The following is a 23,553-nucleotide window of genomic DNA, read 5'->3' as shown; positions in this document are numbered from 1 at the left end:
AGCGGCCGCGCGGGCACCGCGCGCCAGAAGCCGCCACGCGCGACGAGCAGCACGATCCAGATCATCAGCGACAGGCCGGACACCAGGAAAGCGAGGACCAGCATCATCGGCACGCCTCCTGCCGGGCGCCGGCATGGGCAAATTCAATAGGGGTCAGGAACAAAACGCCCGAAACCGCACGGGCGGCCGGGCAAAACGCGTAAGAATCGACGGTCATCGAATGGCCTTGAAATGAGCGCGACGCCGGGCAGCCGGAGCGGCTGCCCGCGAAACCGCATAGTTTACTGGGTTCCGCGCGCGCCAGCGCCGACGCGGCTCTCCCGCAAATGCAACACGCCATTCACAGCACCAAAGCAAGGACTTCCCGATAGAGTTAAAATGCGCGATTAATTCGGGGTTCCGGGGCCTGGCCGGCCGGTTCGTTCCTGCCTTCATAACATCAAGCCGGGGCGAGCGAGCGAGTGCCAGCTCCTCGAACCCCGGCGTCTGTCGTCGGAGTTCGCTCACTTATGCGAGTCATCCTTGCCCAGCCCCGCGGCTTTTGTGCGGGGGTTGTCCGTGCGATCGAGATCGTCGACCGCGCGCTGCAACAGCACGGTGCGCCGGTCTATGTGCGTCATGAGATCGTGCATAACCGGCATGTCGTCGAAAACCTGCGTAATAAAGGGGCGCGATTCGTTGAGGAACTCGACGAGGTGCCCCACGGTGCTGTCGCGATCTTCAGCGCGCACGGTGTCGCCCAGACGGTCGAGCGCGACGCGGAAACGCGCGGGCTCGACGTGCTCGACGCCACCTGCCCGCTCGTCACGAAAGTGCACGTGCAGGGCCGCCAGTATGTCGCGGCGGGCCGCCGGCTGATCCTGATCGGCCATGCGGGCCACCCGGAAGTCGAGGGTACGATCGGCCAGATTCCGGCCGAGGTGATCCTCGTGCAGAGCGAAGCAGAAGTCGATACGCTGACGCTGCCCGTCGACACGCCGGTCGCGTACATCACGCAGACCACGCTGTCGGTCGACGATACGCGCGGCATCATCGAAGCGCTGCAGCGCCGGTTCACCGACCTCGTCGGCCCGGACACGCGCGACATCTGCTACGCGACGCAAAATCGCCAGGCCGCCGTGCGCGAGCTGAGCGAACAGGTTGACGTACTGCTCGTCGTCGGTGCGACGAACAGCTCGAACTCGAACCGCCTGCGCGAGATCGGCACCGAAAGTGGTGTGCCGAGCTACCTCGTCGCCGACGGTTCAGAAGTAAAGGCCGAATGGTTCGCGAATGCGAAGACCGTTGGGCTGACCGCCGGGGCGTCCGCGCCCGAGGAGATGGTCGAAGATGTAATTGGCGCGTTGCGCGCGCTGGGTCCCGTCGACGTCACGACGATGGCGGGCCGTGAGGAAAAAGTCGAATTCAAGCTGCCGGCGAAGCTCACGCAAGCTGTCGCCCGCGAAGTTTAAGGAGGACATCTCTTGTCTATTCCGCTGCTCCAGCAAGTCCGCGTCGGCGCGTACATCACGCGCCAACACCTGTCCGGCAACAAACGCTATCCGCTCGCGCTGATGCTCGAGCCGCTGTTCCGCTGCAACCTCGCGTGCAACGGCTGCGGCAAGATCGATTACCCGGATCCCATCCTGAACCAGCGTCTGTCCGTCCAGGAATGCCTGGAAGCGGTCGACGAGTGCGGCGCACCGATCGTGTCGATCGCAGGCGGCGAGCCGCTGCTGCACAAGGAAATGCCGGAAATCGTCCGCGGCATCATGAAGCGCAAGAAGTTCGTCTACCTCTGCACGAACGCGCTGCTGATGGAAAAGAAGATGGACGACTACAAGCCGAGCCCGTACTTCGTGTGGTCGGTCCACCTCGACGGCGACCAGCAGGCGCACGACCACTCGGTGTCGCAGGAAGGCGTGTACGACAAGGCGGTCGCGGCGATCAAGGAAGCGAAGCGCCGCGGCTTCCGCGTGAACATCAACTGCACGCTGTTCAACGATGCCGTGCCGGAACGCGTCGCGAAGTTCTTCGATACGCTGGGCCCGATCGGCGTCGACGGCATCACCGTGTCGCCGGGCTACGCGTACGAGCGCGCACCGGATCAGCAGCACTTCCTGAACCGCGACAAGACGAAGAACCTGTTCCGCGAGATCCTGAAGCGCGGCGACGGCGGCAAGCGCTGGTCGTTCAGCCAGTCGTCGCTGTTCCTCGACTTCCTGGCCGGCAACCAGACCTACAAGTGCACGCCGTGGGGCAACCCGGCGCGTACCGTGTTCGGCTGGCAAAAGCCGTGCTATCTGGTCGGCGAAGGTTACGTGAAGACCTTCAAGGAACTGATGGAAGACACGAACTGGGACAACTACGGCGTCGGCAACTACGAGAAGTGCGCGGACTGCATGGTCCACTGCGGCTTCGAAGCGACCGCCGTGATGGACACGATGGCGCATCCGCTGAAGGCGTTCGCCGTGAGCCGCAAGGGCATCAAGACCGACGGCCCGTTCGCACCGGACATTCCGATCGACAAGCAGCGCCCGGCCGAGTACGTGTTCTCGCGTCACGTCGAGATCAAGCTCGAGGAAATCCAGCGCGCCGGCAAGGGCAAGCTGCAAAAGCAGGCGAAGCCGGCCGCAGCAGCCTAAGCGCGTTTCGCCACGCGGGGGCCGAGCCTCCGCGCCGGCGGGAAAAAGGAAGCGCCACGGAGTCCGCTCCGTGGCGCTTTTGTTTTGGGCCGCGGCTTTGGGTCGCGTTCCGCCGTCACCGTATCGATGCCGCAGCCGCGCAATCGTCGACGTAGCGCAATTGCGGCGGCCACGCCGGTGCGGCTGGCCCTGTCTCCTCCACCCTCTCCCTGCGAAACCGGTGCGCCGCTACGCGGCCAGCGATTCGGCCGCGTGCATGCGCATCTTCTCCGCCGCGCTCGCGACGAGCGCCGGCTGACCGCTCGACGCGAAGGTGCAGACGTGCTCCCACAGCTCGGCCAGCCGATGCCGCGTGAGCGTCGTGACGCACGCGTCGTTCGCCGCGAGCACATGCTCGAGCACCGCGCATTCGTCGTCGCGCAACGTCCATGTGCCGCTTTGCGCCGCGCGCGCCACGCCTGCGTCGAGCGCACGCTCCGCATCGACGCACAGGTCGATGTCCGCGTCAGCGCACACCGCGTCGTCGAGCGCCAGGAACACCAGGTAGACACTCGTGCGCAAGCGCAACAGCAGCGCCTCGCTGCCATGCCCGCCACGCAGCGCGACGAGCGCCATGTGGCATTTCAGCGAGATGTCGCGCGCATGCACGGGCGGCAGCGGCAGCAGCCACTCGCGGGTCAGCGGCACGTGGCGACGGTGCTTCCGGGAGCTCTTCATGATTGGCCCCCGCTTGCGGGCACGTCGCCCGCCGCGACGGCCGGCCATGCGCTGCGGCACGCAACGGCGTCACGGCGCGCATGGCGCAGGTGCTTCGCACGACGCCACGCGCCGTGCCCATCGTTGCGCCGCTGCGTCGCTCGCGCGTCCGGCAGCCGGCGCGGCGCCGACGCGCGCACGACGCCGGCAAATCGGATCGTGCAAGCCATGCTCGTCTCCTGCATCAGAACGTGTTCTCGCCCTTCAGGTAGTACGCGGTCTTCACGAAGAACGCCTTGACCGGATGGCCGCCCTGCACGTCGCGCGCGGCGCGTGCTTCCATCTCGGCCCGCTCTTCGCGCGACCGGTCCGGCACCGGATTGCGGACACGTTCGAGCGCACGCTGCATCGCAAGCGGATAGTTCTGGTTACCGGCCGACGTCGCGCGATAGCCGGTGCGCGTCATCTGCATCAGTTGTGCGTCGGTCTCGGCACGCGCCGCCCACCAGCTCGACAGTGAGGCATTCGGTGCGCCATCGGTGACGGCACTCTGAGCAAAACTGACGGCGGGCAGCGCAACGAGTGCGCAGGAAAGTCCCGCAACGGGAACGAGGGATCGCATAGTGGCCTCCAGTTGGTTGTCCCCGCATCGATCGTGTTCGACGATGCGTTGAAACCATCGTATGTCGCGCTGCATTCCGCTTGAATAGCCGAATCTGCAATTGATATTTTCGGCTTCGGAATTCGGTGCGCAAACCGCGTCATGCGCGAATCCCGCCAAATCGGAATTTCTTTAATTCATTCAACGCCCTGATCGCCATTGTTCAGACGATCCGAAGCGGCGCACACCGCGCTTTTTCAATTTCTGAAATGACGTGTTGCCGGTGCGATCGTGGCCGGCGTACCTGCGACAAGGCTTCCGGCGTGATATCGCGCGTGCGGATACCTCGATCTCGGGCTTTTTCGAATCGAACCGTTTTTGTGATTCAGGACAAATCATCGCGCCCGAACGACCGGATAGCGACACGACGCGCCCGGCAAGGACGCGCGATAATCACGCATCGGCCGTTTCGCACGGCACCTCATGCATTCCCATTTTTATCGAGTCCTTTCATGGCTGCCCTCGACACCACCGCCATCGACAGTTGGCACGCGCACGTCTATTTCGCTGCCGCCAGCCGCGACGCGGCCTGGGCGTTTCGCCAGGTCGTCGACGAACGGTTCGGCGCGGTCATCGAACTCGGCCGCTTTCACGAGCGCCTCGTCGGCCCGCACCCGGCCTGGTCGTACCAGATCGCATTCGACGCCACGCGCTTCGACGACATCGTGCCGTGGCTCGTGCTGAACCACGGCGCGCTCGATATCTTCCTGCATCCGAATACGAACGACGAACTGCGCGACCATCGCGATTGCGCGGTGTGGATCGGGAAATCGTATGTGCTGAATCTCGACGCGCTGGCGGGATAACAGCCGGCACGCGACCGCGTGCGCCACGGTGACATCCACGTTTCGGGTTGACGTGAAACGTCCCGCGGCGACGCGCCCCTACAGTGGGTTCCGTTATCGATGCTTCCAGGAACCCGCCATGTCACACGCCAACACCGACGCCCGGCACATTTATGAAGGCTGGCACGCAGCCGTCGTTGCGCGCGACGTCGATGCGCTGATGGCGCTGTATGCCGACGACGCGGTGCTCGAGACACCGCTGATCGTCGTTACGCTGCCCGATCACGGTTCGGGCGTGCTGCGCGGCAAGGCCGCGATCGGTGCGTTCTTTGCGGCGGGCCTGCGCAATCCGGGCAACAAGTTAGGGCGCTGGTACCGCACCGGGCTGTTCTTCTCGAACGGCCGCCAGCTCACGTGGGAATATCCGCGCGCTACGCCGAACGGCGACCAGGTCGATCTTGTCGAGGTGATGGATCTGCGCGACGGGCTGATCGCGCATCATCGCGTGTACTGGGGATGGGTCGGGTTTCTCGCGCTGCAAGCTGCCACGCCGGCGACCGACCGCGCATGACCGCCGCCGCGCCGAACCGCGCCGCCGCCCGCCGTGTGCTCGCCGCGACCTGCGTGAGCTACACGCTCGTGCTGCTCGACGCGTCGATCGTCAACGTCGCGCTCACCGACATCGCGCACACCTTCGGCAGTCACGTGGCCGGCCTGCAGTGGATCGTGAACGCGTACACGCTCGCGTTCGCGAGCCTGCTGATGACGGGCGGCACGCTCGGCGACCGGCTCGGCGATCGCACCGTCTATATCGCGGGGCTCGCGGTATTCGTTGCCGCGTCAGCACTGTGCGGCGTCGCGCCGAACCTTCCGGCGCTCGCGATCGCCCGCGCGTTGCAAGGTATCGGCAGCGCGATGCTGGTGCCCTGCTCGCTCGCGCTGCTCAATCGCGCCTTCCCCGAACCGGCCGCGCGCGCATCGGCGATCAGCCTGTGGATGGGCTGCGGCGGCATCGCGATGGCGTCGGGCCCGTTGATCGGCGGCCTGCTGATCCATCTGTTCGGGTGGCGCAGCCTCTTCTTCGTGAACCTGCCGCTCGGGCTTGCCGGCATCTGGCTCGGCCGCACGGTCACGCGCGCCGCCGTCGTCGACGCCTCGCGGCATTTCGACTGGGGCGGCCAGGCCGCGGCCATCATCGCGATCGCGGCGCTGATCGGCACGCTGATCGAAGGCCCGTCGCTCGGCTGGCGCTCGGCGCCGATCGTCGGCGGCGCGGTGACGAGCGTCGTCGCGTGGATCGCGTTCGTCGCGATCGAAGCGCGCCGCCGCGAGCCGATGCTGCCGCTCGCGTTCTTCCGCAACCGGCTGTTCGCCGGCTCGACATTCGTGTCGATGGCGTCGGCGTTCGTGTTCTACGGCCTGCTGTTCGTGCTCAGCCTGTTCTATCGGCAGATCCGCGGCGCGAGCCCGCTCGATACGGGGCTCGCGTTTCTGCCGATGACCGCGATGGTCGCGCTCGGCGGGCTGTGCTCGGGCGGGCTCGTTGCGCGCTTCGGCTCGCGTGGCACGATGTGCGCGGCGTTTGGGCTCTATGCGGCCGGCGCGCTCGGCATGACGGGCATCGGTGCAACGACACCCGCGTGGCTCGCTATCGCGCCGATGCTCGCGATCGGCTTCGCATCGGGATTCATCTCGCCGGCTGCGACGTCGCCTGCGCTCGGGACGGTCGACCGGCGCCGCGCCGGCGTGGCGGCGGCCGCGCTGAACGCGGCGCGGCAGAGTGGATCGGCGCTTGGTGTGGCAATTTTCGGTGCGTGCATCGCGACACTGCAGCCGTTTCCGGCGGCGATGCGGGTAGCGCTCGGCATCGCGACCGGATTGTCGGCACTCGCCGCCGCGACATGGTGGATCACGGCGCGGCCGACACCGGCACCCGGCGAACCGGCCGCGCAGCTGCGGACCGCGACGCGCCGGTAACGCATGCTCCGGCAGGCGCTCCAGCGATACAGCGCGCCGTCATCGGCTCAACGCCGCCTTCCGCTCACGCGACATACATCGCGACACTGACGAACTGGCACAGGCTCCCTGCCAGCACGAACAGATGCCAGATACCGTGCCCGTGGCGGATGCGTTCGTCGTTGATGAAGAAGTAGATCCCCGCGCTGTAGATCAAGCCGCCCGCCACGAGCCACGCGGTACCGACTGGCGGCAGCGCATGGATCAGCGGACGCACCGCGACAAGCGCGAGCCAGCCCATCGCCACGTACAGGATCATCGACAACATGCGCGTGCGCCGGCCGAGCGTCAGTTCCTGCACGATCCCGAACACGGCCAGCCCCCAGCTCACGCCGAACAGCGACCAGCCCCACGGGCCGCGCAACGTCACCAGCGTGAACGGCGTATAGCTGCCGGCGATCAGCAGGTAGATCGCCGAGTGGTCGCACTTCTGCAGAATGGCTTTCAGGCGCGGATTGCGCACGCTGTGGTACAGCGTCGAGATCGCATAGAGCAGGATCAGCATCGCGCCGTACACGCTGAAGCTCACGACCTTGTACGGATCGCCTTCGAGCGCGCCCATCGTCACGAGCGCCACAAGGCCAGCCACCGACAGCACCGCGCCGACGAGATGGGAAATGCTGTTGAAACGCTCACCGACATGCACGACGTGTTCTCCTGCGGGTCCATCGGGAAAGATACACCCTATGATACCGGCCGCCGGTCCGTGCCGTGCTGCGCGCCGGCAAACGGTGCGGCGAATCCCGCTGCATGCGCGCCGCCGGCCCGCCAAAGAAAAAGCGCCGCGAAATCCCTCGCGGCGCTTCCCTGTCGATCACCGAACCGCTGCGGCGGTGCGGTTCAACAGCACTTCCCCGCCCCCGACCCGTACCGCGCATTCTGACGCTCGCGGAAGAATTCCTCGTACGTCATCGGCTCGCGGTCCGGATGGGTCGCACGCATGTGCGCGACGTAGGTGTCGTAGTCGGGCAGGCCGACCATCAGCCGCAACGCCTGCCCGAGGTAACGCCCCGCGCTGCGCAGGTCGCTGCCCAGATCGCTGAACATCGCGGCCTCTCCTTAACGTCCGCTGCCGAGCGCCTGCGCGGCCGGCATCGCTTCGTACGGCGTCTCGCGCACGGTCGGCTTCGACTCGCGGCGCGCGCGCAGCACGGCAATCACGCCGTACACCGCGATCGCCACGACGACGAAGATGAACAGCCCGGCCAGCGCCGCATCGATGTAGTCGTTGAAGATGATCCGCTGCATCTGCGCGATCGACTTCGCCGGCGCGAGCACCTTGCCTTCGTCCACCGCGGCCTGCAGCTTCGCGGCGTGCGCGAGGAAGCTGACCTTCGGGTTCGCGTCGAAAATCTTCTGCCAGCCGGCGGTCAGCGTGCAGATCAGCAGCCATACGGTCGGCACGATCGTCACCCACGCATAGCGCTCGCGCTTCATCTTGAACAGCACGACGGTGCCGAGCACCAGCGCGATCGCGGCGAGCATCTGGTTCGAGATGCCGAACAGCGGCCACAGCGTGTTGATGCCGCCGAGCGGATCGACCACGCCCTGATACAGGAAGTAGCCCCACGCGGCCACGCACAGCGCGGTGGCGACCAGGTTCGCGGGCAGCGACTCGGTACGCTTGAGCGCCGGGTGGAACGTGCCGAGCAGGTCCTGCAGCATGAAGCGGCCCGCGCGCGTGCCGGCGTCGACGGCCGTCAGGATGAACAGCGCTTCGAACAGGATCGCGAAGTGATACCAGAACGCCATCATCGCTTCGCCGCCGATCACCTGGTGCAGGATGTGCGCCATGCCGACGGCCAGCGTCGGTGCGCCGCCCGCGCGCGCAATGATCGTCGTTTCGCCGACGGCCTTCGCGGTCTGCGTCAGCATGTCGGGCGTCAGCACGAAGCCCCATTGCGTGACCGTGTTCGCCACCGCTTCCGGCGTCGAGCCGAGCACGGCGGCCGGCGCGTTCATCGCGAAGTAGATGCCCGGTTCGATCACGCTCGCGGCGACCAGCGCCATGATCGCGACGAACGATTCCATCAGCATCGCGCCGTAACCGATGAAGCGCGCGTTGGTTTCGTTGTCGATCAGCTTCGGCGTCGTGCCCGACGAGATCAGCGCGTGGAAACCCGACACCGCGCCGCACGCGATCGTGATGAACAGGAACGGGAACAGGCCGCCCGACCACACCGGGCCCGTGCCGTCGACGAACTTCGTCAGCGCGGGCATCTTCAGTTCCGGTGCGACGACCAGGATGCCGATCGCGAGGCCGAGGATCGTGCCGATCTTCAGGAAGGTCGACAGGTAGTCGCGCGGCGCGAGCAGCAGCCACACCGGCAGCACCGATGCGACGAAGCCGTAGCCGATCAGGATCCATGTGAGCTGCGTGCCCGTGAATGTGAACCATGCGGCGAGCGTCGGCGAATCGTGCACGTGCTGGCCGAACGCGATCGACGCCATCAGCAGCACGAAGCCGATGATCGACACTTCGCCGATGCGGCCCGGACGGATGTAGCGCGTATAGACGCCCATGAACAGCGCGATCGGAATCGTCGCGGCGACGGTGAACGTGCCCCACGGCGAATTGGTCAGCGCCTTCACGACGATCAGCGCGAGCACCGCGAGGATGATCACCATGATCAGGAACGCGCCGAACAGCGCGATCACGCCGGGTACCGTGCCGAGCTCCATCTTGACGAGATCGCCGAGCGAGCGGCCGTCGCGGCGCGTCGAGATGAACAGCACGATGAAGTCCTGCACCGCGCCGGCGAACACGACGCCGGCCAGGATCCACAGCATGCCGGGCATGTAGCCCATCTGCGCGGCGAGCACGGGCCCGACGAGCGGGCCGGCGCCGGCGATCGCGGCAAAGTGATGGCCGAACAGCACGTACTTGTTGGTCGGCACGTAGTCGAGGCCGTCGTTGTACTTGACGGCCGGCGTCATGCGCAGCCCGTCGAGCTGCATCACCTTGCTGGCGATGAAACGGCTGTAGAAGCGATACGCGATCAGATACACGCAGACTGCGGCGATCACGATCCAGAGGGCACTGACGCGCTCGCCGTGTGCGAGTGCAATCGTGCCGAACGCGAACGCGCCGAGCAGCGCGACCGCAATCCAGAGCAGGGTACTGGAAGCCCGATTCATGGCGTCTCCTGGTCTCCAATGTGGTTTTAGATGGCATGCGGCGAGGGTGCCGCACACACGTGACGTCGATGCGTCGTGCCACGGCCACGCAACGGCCGCGACGATGGGCCGTAGTATTCCGTGCGACGGGGGCGACTTACAAGCGGATAACTACGTATGCGGAGCTACGTAGAATTACGTAGATGCGTGTGCAACGTTCGGGCGGAAGCGTCGGTTTGCATGACTGCGTTCCTTGCCTGCCATGTCCACGCCGCGCATGTTTCCGTCGAAACGACCGGCGCGTCCCGGCTCGTCCCGGCGCGTGTCGGGCGGGCGGCGATCCCGGGCAAAGGCGGGAGCCGTGGGTCACGATACTTTGAAAGTTCCGCTCGCGCGAATTAAGATCGTTTGGCGCTCGATGCCACGCCCTTTCACCTCTTGATCAACCTTTGACCATCCGTCATGTACTTCACTCGACTTGCCGTTTCGACGCTCGCCGGTTTCTGCGCCCTGTTCTCTGCGAATGCGCTGGCGGAGACCACACTGCATCTTGACGTCGAAGCAGCCCGTGTCGACGAGAATTCGCCGCACGTGTCCCTGCTTGTGAAGGTCACGGACACCGACGCGAGCAAGGACAACTTCGGCCAGGTGACCGGGACGTCGCTCCCCCCGCCAGGCACTTGCATTGCACGGTTCGACGGTGACGAAAAGAACCGGGTGGGGCCATGTGCTGCGGTTCATGTCCGCGAGAACGGACGCCCGGTCAAGACGGTCAACGTGCGCGTTCTGGATACGCATGGCGATCATAACTGGATGGTCTTGACGTGGAATTCCGAATTCGCGGTTCCACGTTCGCAGCGATCGGTCCAAATGATCGTGGGCGTGGCCAACGGCTGGTATTCCAATAATCCGGAAGAAGCGTTCCCGTTCGGCAATTTCCCGTCGTTCGATCCTGCGCGCCCCTACAACTGGCTCTATCAGCGCGCCGATCGGGCGCTCAACGACAACTACCGACGCATTCTTTCCCGCTACGCAAAAAACAACGATGAGGCTCAGGCTCGGAGTTTGCGCGTCGAGGAGCGCATTTGGGTCGACCACAAGGAGGACGAGTGTCGCGATTCGGGCGAGCCCGAGCGCTGCCGCTGGCTGGCGACTGAAGATCGTGTGGACATGATTCTCCAAGGCAACGGCAACTAGCCATCTCGCCGTCACGCACCGGCTTCCACGCACGTCGCCATGCGAAACGGCCGGCAACGAATGGGCCGGCCGCCGGTGCGAAACGAATCAATCCCGCGGCGCGCGCGGCCGCCGTCTCGGCCGGCCACGCCTATGCGGTGTGCAGCGCTACGACTGCCGTTCGGCCGTCACAACCGGCTCGGCCCGGCTCTCGCGCGCGCCGCTCGCCTCACTCCGCTTCTCCCAGAAGGTCGCATTCGCGATGCCGAGCGCGGCCGGATCGAACGACGGCTCGCGTCCCGCGCGCTTCTGCGCCTCGTAGTCGCGCAACGCCTTGAGCGCCGGCTTCTGCAGCAGCAGGATCGCGACGATGTTCAGCCATGCCATCAGCCCGACGCCGATATCGCCGAGCGCCCAAGCGACGCTCGCGCTCTTCACCGCGCCGTACAGCGTGGCGAGCAGGATCACCGCGCGCAGCACGAACGTGCCGGCAGCGCTGCTGCGCGTGCGGCTCAGGTACGCGACGTTGGTTTCCGCGATGTAGTAGTAAGCGAGGATGGTGGTGAACGCGAAGAAGAACAGCGCCATCGCGACGAACGCCGCACCGAAGCCCGGCAGCACCGATTCGACGGCCATCTGCGTGTAGCCGGGGCCGGCCTCGATGCCGGCCGCGCCCGAAAACAGCGCGCGGCCGTTCGGCGCGACCACGTTGTAGGCGCCGGTGATGAGGATCATGAAGCCCGTCGCCGAGCAGACGAACAGCGTATCGACGTAGACGGAGAAGGCCTGCACGAGCCCTTGCTGCGCCGGGTGCGTCACTTCGGCGGCGGCCGACGCGTGCGGGCCCGTGCCCTGCCCCGCTTCATTCGAATAGACGCCGCGCTTCACGCCCCACTGGATCGCCATGCCGAGCACCGCGCCAAAGCTGGCCTCGAAGCCGAACGCGCTTTCGAACACCAGCCTGACGACGTCCGGCAGGCGTTCGATGTCGAGCGCGATCACGACGCACGCGATCAGGATGTAGCCGAGCGCCATGAACGGCACGACGATTTCCGCGACGCGCGCGATCCGCTTCACGCCGCCGAAGATGATCAGCCCGAGCAGCAGCACGAGCACCGCGCCGGTGACGGGCTTCGCGATGCCGAAGGAATTCTCGATCGCGGACGAGATCCCGTTCGCCTGCACGCCCGGGAGCAGCAGCCCGCAGGCGAGCACGGTGGCGATCGCGAACGCCACCGCATACCAGCGGATGCCGAGCCCCTTCTCGATGTAATACGCGGGGCCGCCGCGATACTGTCCTTCGCGCCGCACCTTGTAGATCTGCGACAGCGTCGATTCGACGAACGCGGTGCTCGCGCCGAGGAATGCGACGAGCCACATCCAGAACATCGCCCCGGGGCCGCCGAACGTGATGGCCGTCGCGACGCCCGCGATGTTGCCGGTGCCGACGCGCCCCGACAGCGACATCGCCAGCGCCTGGAACGACGACACGCCTTCCGCCGAGGCCTTGCTGCCGCGCATCAGGCGCAGCATCTCGATGAAGTGGCGAACCTGCGCGAAGCGCGTGCGCAGCGAGAAGTACAGCCCCGCGGCAAGACAGAGAAAGATGAGCGCGGGGCTCCAGATGACACCGTTGAGCAAATCGACGAGTTGTTCCATGAGGCGTTTCAGTTGAAGTCGGGCATGACGCGTGGCGGAGGGTCGGATCCGTTACGCGAGCGCGCGGGAGTCACGACGACGGACAGATCCGAATTTATCTTTCATTTATATTACATGCCTTACGATTTGCTTCGCATCGGGGTGTGCCCCAAGCGGTGCGTGACGCACGCGGGCGGCGTGGCAACGACGTGATCGGCAATCGAGCAGCGCATCGGGTGCCTCGACTCGCGCGGCGCTGTAGAGCCCTGCGCCCGAACGGCATTGATCCCGGCCGGCGCGCACCGTACAGTGTTCGCCTGCCTCGATACCGGAACCGCCATGCCGATCGGATTTCAGAAAATGCACGCGAACGGCGATGATTTCGTCATCGTCGACCTGCGCGGTCAGGATCAAGCGCACTGCATCGACCGCGATCTGGTGCGCCGCATGGGCGACCGGCGTTGCGGCATCGGCTTCAACCAGCTCGCGGTCATGTCGGACTGCGACGACGCGGCGGCCCGCGTCGCCTTCTGGAACGCCGACGGCTCGCCGCTCGACACCTGCGGCAGCGCGACGCGCGGCGTCGCCTGGCAACTGATGCGCGAAACCGGCCTGGCGTCGCTCGTGTTGCGAACCCGCCGCGGGTATCTCGTGTGCTCGACGGAGGCGAACGGCCTGATCACCGTCGAGATGGGCCGACCGCTCACCGGCTGGCGGGACGTGCCGGTCGCCGAGGCACTCGACACCCTCGCGCTGCCGCTGCCCGGCGCGCCGGCCGCGTGCAACATGGGCAATCCGCATTGCACGTTCTTCGTCGACGATCTCCGCGCGATCGATGTCGCGGCGCGCGGCCCGGCCATCGAAACGCACCCGCTGTTTCCGCAGAAAACCAACGTGCATTTCGTTCAGGTCATCGATCGCACGCATATTCGCCTGCGCATCTGGGAGCGCGGCGGCGGCGTGCCGCTCGGTTCGGGATCGTGTTCGTGCGGCGCGGTCGTCAACGGCATCCGGCGCGGGCTGCTGGACGAGACCGTGCGGGTCGAATGCGACGGCGGTGACGTCACGGTGCGTTGGGATGGCGCCGGCAGTGTGCTTCTGAGCGGGCCGGTCGCGTTCGGGTTCAGCGGAAACTGGCTGGACGAGCCAGTGCCCGCGGCCTGAGTGTCCGGACCGACGCGCGAGCCTCCTGGGCGCGCGGTCGGCCGGACCCAGTCCGGTGCATTGCGCGCCGGGCCGGGTAAATCAACGTTGCTCAGTGCTTGTCGTCGACCTTCTTCGGCTTCGGCGGCGACGGCACCTTCGCGTACTGGAACGCGGGCGTCGCCTTCAGTGCGTCCTTCGTCGCGCCCGGCAGGTAGATGTTGCCGTTGCGCACGTCGAGTGACGCGATCGGCACCGCGACGTCGTGCGCGGCCACGCCGAGGAAACCGCCGGCCGATACGATCGCCGCCGACACCGAGCCGTCCGGTGCGACGATCAGGTCGCGCACGGTGCCGACCTTCTGGTTCGCGTCGTTGTAGACGGCCTTGCCGAGCACGCTCTTCTTCACGCTCCAGCCTTCGAGCAGCGCCTGCGATTGCTCGACGGTCACGCTGATCGGTTGCGCACCCGCGATCTGCGCGTGCGCGCTGACGCTCGATGCGAGGACAGTTGCTGCGATGAGGGTCTTGTAGAAAGCCATGCTGTCAGGTACTCCGGTGAATTGTTGTCGGTATCGGCGGCCGGCCAAGCCGCCTCCGTGCCTGCGTCGCATGAAGCGCGGCGGCCTGCGCACGACGCATCGCACCGGCCCATGTTAGCGCCACTCGCGCAACGCTGCATCGGACGCGATGACGCAGCCCCCGTCACGCACCCCACGCGATGGTGACGTTACGGACACCGCAGCGAATCGCGTACGCGGTAGAACTCCGGCAGATAACGCGCGTAGTCTTCCTCGCGCGCCGTGTAGACCAGCGCGCAGGTCTTCGTGTCGCCGGAGGTCACCACGACCGCCTGGTGGACGACTACTTCGCGGAGTGTCTCTTTGTGCTCGCACTTCTGTGCGGGCCGGCCGGCTATCGTGTTGTTCGCCGCGTGCGACGATCCGATCGCGCCGCCACCTTCGTCGACCGGATCGTCCCACCCGTCGCATAGGCTTGTCAGGGCATCGTCGCTCTTGTCGCCGATGACGAAGTCGATCCCCGCCGAGATCAGCCCGAACCTGAAACGCCGGATCCGGTAACTCACGTCGCCGTGACCTTCCGGCTGGCTCACGACCCGCCATTCCGGAGGCAAACGCAGCTCCGCAGGCGCCGGATAACTGCGCAGGATCTGCAGGTCGTTGTTGAAGTTCAGCACACCCGCGACACCCAGCGCCACGCCCACCACGGCAATCGACAACCAGACGCCGAGCAGCGTCAGCAGGCCGATGCCCGCCGCGCGCCAGTTCGATTGCAGCGCGCCGCCGGCGGCCCGGTGAGCGGCGACGGCCGCGCCTTGCACGTGTCGTGCATAGACGATCGTCCCGGCGAGACCGGCAATGACGACGGCATGCACGAGCGCGTGCTGCACCACCGTGGTTTCCGGTATGTCCACCACCGCATACAGCGCGATCGACACGAGCGTGACGAGCGCCGTTGCGAGAATCTGCCGCTGGGCGAGCGCGCGATTCCCGAGACGCCGTGCGTTCGCCGCGAGCAGGATGCCGCCCGCGAGCGGCGAACCGAGCATCGCCGCCCACCCGACGCCCGACATCGTGAACAGCCTGCCGGGTGGCACCAGTGCCCGTGCCGTCATGCCGGAAGCAGAAGGGTCGCCCTGCATGACCGGCGCGTCGGACGGGAAATCGGTCACGTCGGGTTCGCCCCCGTCACGCGTTGCGCGACTGCGCGCGCCGTTGCCGCACCGCGTCGGCCAGCACGTCGAGCACGGGTTCCGTCTGCGTCCAGCTCAGGCACGCATCCGTGATCGATACGCCGTACTTCAGCGCCACGCCCGGCTTCAGGTCCTGGCGCCCGGCTTCGAGATGGCTCTCGACCATCACGCCGACGATCCGCTGCTCGCCCTGCGACAGTTGCCGCGCGAGATCCTGCGCGACGTCGATCTGCCGGTCGTGCGACTTGTTCGAATTCGCGTGCGAGCAGTCGACCATCACCTGCTCGCGCAAGCCGGCCTTGCGCAGCACCGCGCAGCTCGCCTCGACATGTTCGGCGTCGTAGTTCGGGCCGTTCTTGCCGCCGCGCAGGATCACGTGCGCGTCGTCGTTGCCGCGCGTCTCGAAGATCGCGGCCATCCCCATCTTCGTCATCCCCATGAACGCATGGCTCGCAGCCGCGGCGACGATCGCGTCGGACGCGACCTGCACGCCGCCGTCGGTGCCGTTCTTGAAGCCGATCGGGCAGCTGAGGCCCGACGCGAGCTGGCGATGGCTCTGGCTCTCGGTCGTGCGCGCGCCGATCGCGCCCCACGCGATCAGGTCGGCGATGTATTGCGGACTCAGCAGGTCGAGGAATTCGGTCGACGCCGGCAGGCCGAGCGCGTTGATGTCGAGCAGCAGTTGCCGCGCGGCGCGCAGCCCTTCGTTGATGCGGAAGCTGCCGTCGAGGCGCGGATCGTTGATGTAGCCCTTCCAGCCGACCGTCGTGCGCGGCTTCTCGAAGTAGACGCGCATCGTGATCAGCAGGTCGTCCTTCAGCGCATCGGCGGCCACCTTCAGACGGCGCGCGTAATCGAGTGCCTGGTCGTGATCGTGAATCGAGCACGGGCCGACGACGAGCAGCAGCCGGTCGTCGCGGCCGTGCAGGATGTCGCCGATCGCGCGGCGCGTGTCCTCGACGAGCGTCTGCGTGACGGCCGGCACCGGCAGTTCGTCCAGCAGCAGCGCCGGCGAAATCAGCGGGCGCACGGCGCCGATGCGAACGTCGTCGATGCGCGTGGTGTCTTGCGTCGCGTCGGCGCTGCCTACCTCGCGATCGTGGGAAGGATTGTCGAGGTTCTGCATGGTGATTCTCCGGGGGACGTCTGGAATGATGGGCAGGCTCGATTATGGCACCCGGGCGGGACAGTGGCGGGTTGCGGCGGGGGAACGGGCGCGGCTGCATGACGGCAGCGCGACGGAAATCAACAGGCGAAAAGAAAAAAGGCGACCCGCGAAGGGTCGCCCGGCCACGCGCCGCATCACGCGCGGCGTTGCGGCTAATGCAGCGTCTCGGGCGCCAGCGAATTGCTCGGCAGCAGCGACGTCAGCCAGCAATTGCTCGGCGCGGTTTTCCCGTTGAAGCGGTCATAGAGCCACGGCAGCATGCCGGCCACCCACGGCACGATCGCGCCCGCATGCTCGAGCGGATATTCGGTGTACGTGACCGGCGTGCCGCTGGCACAGAACTTCTGCGCCAGCGCACGCACGTCGTACGCCATCATCACGCCGTCGCCCACCTGGCTGCTGAACGTGCCATCGAGCGCGCCGGCCGTGCCCTGGCCGATGAACATCGGGATCGTCGGCGATGCGGCCAGCCCCGCATTCACCTTGTTCGCATACGTCACGTACACGGGAATGCTGTTGATGTCGTTCGCGTATTGCGGCTTGAACAGCGTGCCCCAGTGCAGCCCCGTGTACTTCGGCAGGATGTAGGCGAGCGACTGGCTCTGGATGTCCTTGAACACGGCGACGCCGGTATCGCTGAGATAGGGCGTCAGGTCGAAGCCGTAGCCGCGCGACAGCCCGGCCAGCGCGGCCGCGGCCACGCCGCCCCACACGATGCTGCCGTCGACGTAGCGCAGGTTGTGCGCGGGGTCGACCAGTACGCCGCCTTCCGCCGCGCCGACGAGTTGCTTGTTGATCTCGGGCGCGTAGCTCGGCGCGAGCTGCGCGGCCCAGTTCGTCGCGATCGCGCCACCGGAATAGCCGATCATCGCGACCTTGCTCGACGGGTTCAGGCCCGTCGACGGCGTATTGAGCGCCGCGCGGATCGAATCGAGCGTCGTCATCCCGTATTCGGGGCCGGCAGCGAAGTCGGCCGTCTGGCCTTCCGTATCGGGCACGATGACGTTGTAGCCAAGCAGCAGCAGTGTCGACAGCGGAATCGATTCCGCGCTGTAGAGCAGCGTGCCGACATTGATGACCTTGGTCACGTCGCGGTCGCCGGCGATCACCTGCGACGGCTCGTCGTACGGGTTCAGCGAGTCATAGGCCGACTGGTACGAGATGGCCTGGCCGTTGCTGACCTGGCTCCGGATCACGGACGTCACGTTGACGACCGGCTGGTTCAGCGCGTTATGGGTGCGATACAGCAACTGCTGCGCGGTCAACGCGGTGGGGATGCCGGCCACGTGATAGGTGACGGTTCGCGTCTTGAGCACCGTGCCTGGTGGAATCGATGCCAACGGCGTGGTGCCGGTGTACGTGTAGAACGGGTCGGACACGGTCGGCGCGGCAGCGCTGGCGGGCGGTGCGGCGATGGCCAGCGTGGCGGACACGGCCGCCGCGGCCATCATGAAACGTCGGGAGGACATGGGTGGAGCCCCTGGGATAACCTGCTTTCATCGAAGGAAGTTCGGCGGTGCTGCAGACCATCGTGTGTGCCGCTTCAAAACCGTTTCCGAGCCATCGACTGTCTCCTGTGAATGAATGATCCGGGCTGTTCTGAATTTGTAATTTTAGTAGGAGTACCAACCGGATTCATTGAAGCACAACGCGCACGCGCTCGATGGGCGTTTTCCATTGTTTGAAGGTAAACGTCTAAACCCGTCGACGCGCGATGCGGGGCGCTCCGGCCGTTCGGACGACTGTCCGCGTTTTGCCGAAGTGCCGTACGATCACGGCTGTCCGGTACCGACGGCCGCATCGTGCGATGCCGGCCGCGCGGCGCACCGCCTGCCTGTGACCGATCGTTCCCAGCCCAACCGACACGCCACGATGACCGTCTCCGAACTGCTCCGCGCCATCCGCCAACCGTATGCCGACCGGCTCGCGAAAGCGGCTGCGCAACCGGCCGTATTCGTCGAGCCGGCCTACCGGCGGGCCGACGGCACGCTCGCCACCGAAGGGCCGCTCGCGTTGCCGTGCCGGTCCGACATCATCGCGACCGACGGCGAATCGGCCGGCCAGCCGGCAATGGTCGATTCGACTACGCAGCTGGATTTCGAGCCGTTCACGTTCACCCTCGAAACGGCGGCCGTGTCGATCCGCCCGTTCGTGTGGGACTGGGCCACGATCGAGGCCGACGGTCTCGACGAAAGCGCGGCGGCCGAGGCGTTCAAGACGTGGTTCTTCGCGTGGTTCGATGTCGACGACGAGAACACGCCGGGCGAAGACGGGCTGCATGCCATCGTTCACTATCTGTCGGAACCCGTTCGCACGGAACACGGGTGGCGCGTCAATGCGGATCTCGGCTCCGCGCCCGGAGCGGCCGTCGAGGATCTGCTGTTCCAGCTCGTCGATGCGGGCGCCACGCGGATCAGTGTCGGGTGAGACGGCGCATCATCTGTCACGCACCGTCATGAAGAAAGCGCTCGCCGCCCTGCTGCTGCGCATTTCATTACCTGCACTCGCCAAGGTTTGCACCGACGTGTTCCGCCGCAAATCGGAAGGCGAAAAGCCCCCGCGCTTCGGGATGCCCACCTACTACGAGGATGCGGTCAAATGGTCGGGCGGCGTGGTCCGAGTCGCGAACTCGAAAACGGCGCGCCCTCTGGTAATCGAATCGGGCGGTGCGCGCTACCTCGTCCCGGGCGTCAAGCTGAAGTAACGTGGCGATGCCCAGGCACCGCCGTCATCGCATCGGGAGGCGATCAGGACGCGTCGCCCGGCACGTCGACGTCGATGCCGAGTTCGCTCGCCATCCGCTGAACCAGCGCATTCAGCCGCGCCACGTCATCCGCAAGGCGTTTCTGTTCGGCCTTCAGTGCCTCGAATTCGGAAGGCGGCACCGAATCCGCGCCGCCGGCATCCGCGCTGGCGAAGTCGGCCAGGTTCACTTCGCCGCACATCAGATGCATCCAGCGGTTCTCGCGTGCGCCCGGCGCACGCGGCAGCCGGACGACGAGTGCCTGTGCGCGCGCCGCGAGTTCGTCGAGGAACGCCTCGACCGACGAGATATCCGCGAAGCCGTGCAGGCGCGCGCTGTTCAGGCGCAGCTCGGCGGCCGTCTGCGGGCCGCGCAGCAGCAGGATCGTCAGCAGCGCGATCGCCTGGCTCGGGATGCCGAGCACGCGGTTCACGTTGTGCTCGAAACGCGGCACGCGGCTGCTGCTGCCCTCCATCACGAGGCTCAGGTGCTTCAGCCCGTCGAGCGCGGTCGTGACTTCGTCTTCGCTGACGCTCATCACCGGCGCACGCGCGGTTTTCTGGTTGCAGCCCGCGGTCAGCGCATTCAGCGACAGCGGATAGGTGTCCGGCACCGTGTGCTGCTTCTCGACGAGCACCCCGAGAATACGGGCCTCGAGGGGCGTGAGTTCGCGCAGGGCGCGTGGCGTGGGCATGTCCGGCGTGGTGTTCATCAAAATTTGCTCCGAGAAACCCCGCCATTGAAGGCGGGAAGGAAAGGAGTGCGGTTGACAGGCAGCTTCTTCAACGAGTTAGGATCACCAGCATGATCCTCGTCTACCGCTACCGGGTAAAGTCGCTCAACGGCCTGCTCAACAAGCAGAGCCGTGCGGTGAACTACGTCTGGAACTTCTGCAACGACACGCAGAAGCATGCCCTCAAGTGGAACAAGAAGTGGCCGACGGGTTTTGATCTGAACGTGCTGACCACTGGCAGCAGCAAGGAACTTGGCATCCACTCCGGCACGGTCAACGCAACGTGTGAGCAGTACGCGAAGTCGCTCAGCCAGCATCGTCGGCCCTACCTGCGCTATCGCGGCAGGAAATCGCTGGGCTGGGTGCCGCTGAAGGGCCGCGACCTGAAGCGCGAAGGCGACGCGTTCCGCTTTGCCGGGACACCTTCCGCGTGTTTAACAGCCGGCTGCTTCCCGAAGGCAAGATCAAGGACGGGACCAAAACGGATCCGTGACAAAGAGATCGCGCAGCACGACTTACAGCACTGAACGCTGCCACCTGTCCTTGTAATTAAAGAATTCCTTCTTCTTAACCATCCACTCACCACCCTTCTTTTTCATTGTAAATCGAGATTTTGTCAGCAACCCCACCGTTTGCCGGATGGTAAAAATCACCTCACCGCCCTTCGACTCCACACTATCTTCAACGTCAATCTCAGGATCGTATGTCGGCGGATCCGAGCAACCAAGATCAATTAACCTGCCTTGGTTTGTTTTATCTGGAAACGACCATCTTTCAAGAATTTCCGAAAGATTTTTCCGTTCACGGTCATTGATGCTCACCACATCACGCCCCTCTTCCAGCGCACTGCGCTTCTGACGATAGAAGCGACTCTCCCACTCCTTCATTATCGACATAAATGACACTAATGCACTTCGCGCCTGCGCGACATCATCTATCGCCTCAAACTCAAAATTATCCAAAATATCACCCAAGATTGCCAATAATTTCGGAATATGCCGCAGACCATTCGTGCCGGGAAAGCGACACCGCTACCGTTGAGCAGCTATACAATCGCCCAATTATCCAGAGGCGGAGCCATTCAGAATATCAGGTTGAGCGGTACTTCAATGGCCTATTAGGCTGAAAATTCATTCAATCCAATCCACCATCAATTTACTATCCGTCAACAACCTCGACCTTATCAATCCCGACTTTCTTCCACTTGATCTGCTTGATTTTTTCATAAACAGATTCACGAACCAATAATCCAAGTTCAACGCAGGAAATTGGAGCCTCCGGGCACTCAGATTCCATTAAAAAGAATGGCCTTCTTTCTCGCCGCGACGTAAACTTGCATTCCGGACAGGTATAAATTCTCTCACCCTCTGGAAAGGAGCGCCCATTAAATATGGATGGATTTCGCCCTCTTAATGTTACATAGGGAAGGACCCCAGTGAAGGCAACATAGGGCTGCACCTTTCTTTCTCCTCCGACCTGAGAAAAAATCGTTCCAATATTTAAATATCGGTCCAAATCCCCGCCCAAGGCGTCTCGCATGCGATACGACATTGATCCGGGAATCAGGCCTGTAAAAATCATATCCGAGCGCTCCCGAACCACCCCGTCAACAACCACATCTAGCGCCGATTCGAAATATTTCTGGCGATGGCAAGTTTTACAAAAGTAGCTCTCGTTTTCTTCATACCACGAAGGATCGAAATCACATCTATCCATTCCAGAATAGCCTAAAAGATAGAATGTCTCATTTTTCATGGGCATACCTGAAATCTGCTGTTGACGATGTCATTCCATACAGACCCGGTTAATTACGCACTGCATTTTGCATCAACCACTCTCGCAGCATCGAGAATCACATCCCAATGCTTGACGCCGCATTCCAGATGTTTGCGCATCTCATCTCATATCATACGTCACCAACTGAACCTAAATGCACGAGACATCAATTCGACTCGTCATTCAATTCGCTAAGGCTACTATCGTCCTCGCGACTATCAGCGGGCAAGTCTAATCCAGCACCCCAAATCTCAGCACGCAACTGGCTTGCACGCACGTTGAGCACTAGCCGAAGACAGGCCGCCCCTTCCTCGAGCCCCGATGAAGGTGAACGCATGGCCGATATACACCACGCCCATTCCTCGTCCTGCCAAGGCCAGAAGTAGGCCCCGCCGCCTCGGATAACGTAGCTCCCGTCTAATTGCGGTGCATCGGGTGCCAGACTTGTCGTGATGCGATTCGAACACCACTCAGGATTAGTCATGCCGTAAAGACCAAACGCATTGCATTGTAAATCTGGGGCGGGCTCAAACTTCGGGCGCGACTCAAAATACTCTATCAACGACGTGAAATCCGACGACAACCATTTCTCCAGCTCGTCCTCTGGTGGCAAGTTATTGCCGAACGGAAACAGCGTCCGGGTTCCAGCGCGGCACAGATATTCCCACTCTGCCTCATCAGGCATCCTGCACCCGATTTCACTTGCAAATTTCTCTGCATCTTCCCGCCTCAAATATGCGGGACCACAGGGAAATTCACTTTTTTCGTCGGAACACTGGAAGTTGAGAACAGGGGCTACGGAAACGAGCATCGGATGGACAACGCGGTGCCGCACCGGTCGCATTTCTTCGACAGTAAGTTGGGGGACGTTAGATATTGCCAAGGCTGCATGCTCCTCTGCCTCGGAAAAACCCATCATGAAACTACCGCCCGAGACATACTGAAACGGGATACCACTATCTACGTGTACAAACCTAGGACACCCATTCGCAGCATATCCTGCAAATTCAAAATTCCGACCTAAAATTTCAATTCGATCTTTCACGTGATAACCCTGTACCTTACCTGCAGCCTTGTTCTCATATTCGAGGAAATGTCCCGATATCCGAGCCAGATTAAGGCGGCGGTCGAGCTAACTGGATTGTCTGCATACTGATACAAATTATCGCCGCCCAGGCTGGAAACGCTGGCGCCATCGATGCTCGCCCGCTCCCGATCATCCAGGCTCCCGTTAGACAGGATCGTGACAAGACGAATTCTCGTATGCCGCCAGTCAGATTCGAGGCGATTTCGTCAGACGACGGCGATACCGGAACGGTCGGCATGACATTGAAGGAGAGGCTTATGAATCAATCTCCCGATCTCCCGGCTTGCCGCCGCGCTTCTCCCGCACGCTGACATTGCCCCCCATCCCACGATCGACGCCCTTGCCCCCGGCCGCGTTTGCACGACGCGCAGGCGGGCGCTACGATATGCGTCACCCTGGCGTCCGCGGCGCCACCCGACCGCCTTCGCACGCCACACCACGCATCGCCCGTCCCGCCCGCCATGCCGCCGCGCATGC

General features: G+C 64.3%; 24 protein-coding genes and 1 pseudogene. 10 read left to right on the top strand and 15 right to left on the bottom strand.

The genetic code is table 11. From position 1 onward, the window contains the following. Positions 1–509: 509 nt before the first annotated feature. Together ispH and hpnH are read left to right on the top strand one after the other, a co-directional pair. On the top strand, positions 510–1,451 hold the full coding sequence (gene ispH, locus BDO18943_RS20510) for a 4-hydroxy-3-methylbut-2-enyl diphosphate reductase (RefSeq protein WP_039349543.1): 942 nt from the start codon (positions 510–512) through the stop codon (positions 1,449–1,451). Positions 1,452–1,463: 12 nt separating this feature from the next. Then, positions 1,464–2,624: an adenosyl-hopene transferase HpnH gene (gene hpnH, locus BDO18943_RS20505; RefSeq protein WP_175023790.1), complete on the top strand. Its 1,161-nt coding sequence runs from the start codon at positions 1,464–1,466 to the stop codon at positions 2,622–2,624. A 228-nt stretch (positions 2,625–2,852) separates the two neighbouring features. Here hpnH and BDO18943_RS20500 read toward each other — a convergent pair whose 3' ends face one another. From BDO18943_RS20500 to BDO18943_RS20490, 3 genes are read right to left on the bottom strand one after another with little or no spacing between them, the layout of a single operon-like run. Then, positions 2,853–3,341 carry a hypothetical protein gene (locus BDO18943_RS20500; RefSeq protein WP_175023789.1) on the bottom strand — a complete coding sequence of 163 codons (489 nt, stop codon included), beginning with the start codon at positions 3,339–3,341 and terminating at the stop codon, positions 2,853–2,855. Then, positions 3,338–3,550, bottom strand: a complete 213-nt coding sequence (locus tag BDO18943_RS20495; protein WP_175023788.1) for a hypothetical protein — start codon at positions 3,548–3,550, stop codon at positions 3,338–3,340. The genes BDO18943_RS20500 and BDO18943_RS20495 overlap by 4 nt, the downstream gene beginning before the upstream one ends. Positions 3,551–3,564: 14 nt before the next feature. Further along, positions 3,565–3,942 carry a hypothetical protein gene (locus tag BDO18943_RS20490; protein WP_175023787.1) on the bottom strand — a complete coding sequence of 126 codons (378 nt, stop codon included), beginning with the start codon at positions 3,940–3,942 and terminating at the stop codon, positions 3,565–3,567. Between the two features lie 491 nt (positions 3,943–4,433). On the opposite strand from BDO18943_RS20490, the gene BDO18943_RS20485 reads away from it, so the two are divergent. The 3 genes from BDO18943_RS20485 (at position 4,434) to BDO18943_RS20475 (ending at position 6,743) form a co-directional block, all read left to right on the top strand. After that, entirely contained in the window at positions 4,434–4,787 is a 354-nt protein-coding gene (locus tag BDO18943_RS20485) for a DOPA 4,5-dioxygenase family protein (RefSeq protein ID WP_175023786.1), read from the top strand. A gap of 118 nt (positions 4,788–4,905) precedes the next feature. Beyond that, complete coding sequence (locus tag BDO18943_RS20480) at positions 4,906–5,337, top strand: nuclear transport factor 2 family protein (RefSeq protein WP_175023785.1); 432 nt, start codon at positions 4,906–4,908, stop codon at positions 5,335–5,337. After that, on the top strand, positions 5,334–6,743 hold the full coding sequence (locus tag BDO18943_RS20475; protein ID WP_175023784.1) for an MFS transporter: 1,410 nt from the start codon (positions 5,334–5,336) through the stop codon (positions 6,741–6,743). The genes BDO18943_RS20480 and BDO18943_RS20475 overlap by 4 nt, the downstream gene beginning before the upstream one ends. A gap of 64 nt (positions 6,744–6,807) precedes the next feature. Here BDO18943_RS20475 and trhA read toward each other — a convergent pair whose 3' ends face one another. From trhA to BDO18943_RS20460, 3 genes are all read right to left on the bottom strand, one after another. Continuing rightward, the gene (gene trhA / locus BDO18943_RS20470) at positions 6,808–7,428 is read right to left on the bottom strand and encodes a PAQR family membrane homeostasis protein TrhA (protein WP_043181237.1); all 621 of its coding nucleotides are present in this window, start codon (positions 7,426–7,428) and stop codon (positions 6,808–6,810) included. A gap of 194 nt (positions 7,429–7,622) precedes the next feature. Further along, positions 7,623–7,829 (bottom strand): YbdD/YjiX family protein, encoded by a 207-nt coding sequence (locus BDO18943_RS20465; protein WP_011353713.1) that lies wholly within the window; start codon positions 7,827–7,829, stop codon positions 7,623–7,625. A gap of 12 nt (positions 7,830–7,841) precedes the next feature. Then, entirely contained in the window at positions 7,842–9,920 is a 2,079-nt protein-coding gene (locus BDO18943_RS20460; protein ID WP_175023783.1) for a carbon starvation CstA family protein, read from the bottom strand. A 441-nt stretch (positions 9,921–10,361) separates the two neighbouring features. Here BDO18943_RS20460 and BDO18943_RS20455 point away from each other — a divergent pair, with 441 nt between their 5' ends. Continuing rightward, positions 10,362–11,096, top strand: a complete 735-nt coding sequence (locus BDO18943_RS20455) for a lysozyme inhibitor LprI family protein (protein ID WP_175023782.1) — start codon at positions 10,362–10,364, stop codon at positions 11,094–11,096. A gap of 147 nt (positions 11,097–11,243) precedes the next feature. On the opposite strand, the gene BDO18943_RS20450 is transcribed toward BDO18943_RS20455, so the two are convergent. Then, positions 11,244–12,734, bottom strand: a complete 1,491-nt coding sequence (locus BDO18943_RS20450) for an alanine/glycine:cation symporter family protein (protein ID WP_175023781.1) — start codon at positions 12,732–12,734, stop codon at positions 11,244–11,246. A 318-nt stretch (positions 12,735–13,052) separates the two neighbouring features. On the opposite strand from BDO18943_RS20450, the gene dapF reads away from it, so the two are divergent. Next, entirely contained in the window at positions 13,053–13,877 is an 825-nt protein-coding gene (dapF, locus tag BDO18943_RS20445) for a diaminopimelate epimerase (protein ID WP_175023793.1), read from the top strand. Between the two features lie 91 nt (positions 13,878–13,968). On the opposite strand, the gene BDO18943_RS20440 is transcribed toward dapF, so the two are convergent. The 4 genes from BDO18943_RS20440 to BDO18943_RS20425 form a co-directional block, all read right to left on the bottom strand. Beyond that, positions 13,969–14,397 carry a PRC-barrel domain-containing protein gene (locus BDO18943_RS20440; protein ID WP_043186457.1) on the bottom strand — a complete coding sequence of 143 codons (429 nt, stop codon included), beginning with the start codon at positions 14,395–14,397 and terminating at the stop codon, positions 13,969–13,971. A 188-nt stretch (positions 14,398–14,585) separates the two neighbouring features. Next, entirely contained in the window at positions 14,586–15,548 is a 963-nt protein-coding gene (locus tag BDO18943_RS20435) for a hypothetical protein (protein ID WP_175023780.1), read from the bottom strand. Positions 15,549–15,564: 16 nt separating this feature from the next. Next, positions 15,565–16,695, bottom strand: a complete 1,131-nt coding sequence (locus BDO18943_RS20430; RefSeq protein WP_235996126.1) for a 3-deoxy-7-phosphoheptulonate synthase — start codon at positions 16,693–16,695, stop codon at positions 15,565–15,567. Between the two features lie 194 nt (positions 16,696–16,889). Further along, the gene (locus BDO18943_RS20425) at positions 16,890–18,206 is read right to left on the bottom strand and encodes a lipase family protein (protein ID WP_175023779.1); all 1,317 of its coding nucleotides are present in this window, start codon (positions 18,204–18,206) and stop codon (positions 16,890–16,892) included. A gap of 403 nt (positions 18,207–18,609) precedes the next feature. On the opposite strand from BDO18943_RS20425, the gene BDO18943_RS20420 reads away from it, so the two are divergent. Both BDO18943_RS20420 and BDO18943_RS20415 read left to right on the top strand, forming a co-directional pair. Further along, positions 18,610–19,164: a hypothetical protein gene (locus tag BDO18943_RS20420; RefSeq protein ID WP_175023778.1), complete on the top strand. Its 555-nt coding sequence runs from the start codon at positions 18,610–18,612 to the stop codon at positions 19,162–19,164. A 28-nt stretch (positions 19,165–19,192) separates the two neighbouring features. Then, on the top strand, positions 19,193–19,441 hold the full coding sequence (locus tag BDO18943_RS20415) for a hypothetical protein (protein WP_175023777.1): 249 nt from the start codon (positions 19,193–19,195) through the stop codon (positions 19,439–19,441). Between the two features lie 43 nt (positions 19,442–19,484). Here the strand turns inward: BDO18943_RS20415 and BDO18943_RS20410 are convergent, their stop codons facing one another. Further along, on the bottom strand, positions 19,485–20,192 hold the full coding sequence (locus tag BDO18943_RS20410; protein ID WP_175023791.1) for a YceH family protein: 708 nt from the start codon (positions 20,190–20,192) through the stop codon (positions 19,485–19,487). A gap of 92 nt (positions 20,193–20,284) precedes the next feature. Here BDO18943_RS20410 and BDO18943_RS20405 point away from each other — a divergent pair. Beyond that, positions 20,285–20,691 (top strand): annotated as a pseudogene (locus tag BDO18943_RS20405) (RNA-guided endonuclease InsQ/TnpB family protein); the annotation flags it as partial. Positions 20,692–20,728: 37 nt separating this feature from the next. Here BDO18943_RS20405 and BDO18943_RS20400 read toward each other — a convergent pair. From BDO18943_RS20400 to BDO18943_RS20390, 3 genes are all read right to left on the bottom strand, one after another. Continuing rightward, positions 20,729–21,187: an NTF2 fold immunity protein gene (locus tag BDO18943_RS20400; protein WP_175023776.1), complete on the bottom strand. Its 459-nt coding sequence runs from the start codon at positions 21,185–21,187 to the stop codon at positions 20,729–20,731. Positions 21,188–21,371: 184 nt separating this feature from the next. Continuing rightward, positions 21,372–21,968 carry a hypothetical protein gene (locus tag BDO18943_RS20395; protein WP_175023775.1) on the bottom strand — a complete coding sequence of 199 codons (597 nt, stop codon included), beginning with the start codon at positions 21,966–21,968 and terminating at the stop codon, positions 21,372–21,374. 187 nt (positions 21,969–22,155) lie between these two features. After that, complete coding sequence (locus BDO18943_RS20390) at positions 22,156–23,034, bottom strand: formylglycine-generating enzyme family protein (RefSeq protein ID WP_175023774.1); 879 nt, start codon at positions 23,032–23,034, stop codon at positions 22,156–22,158. Positions 23,035–23,553 lie beyond the last annotated feature (519 nt).

This window comes from Burkholderia aenigmatica (assembly GCF_902499175.1).
Taxonomy (GTDB): domain Bacteria; phylum Pseudomonadota; class Gammaproteobacteria; order Burkholderiales; family Burkholderiaceae; genus Burkholderia; species Burkholderia aenigmatica.
This window is presented reverse-complemented; position numbering and strand designations above follow the sequence as displayed.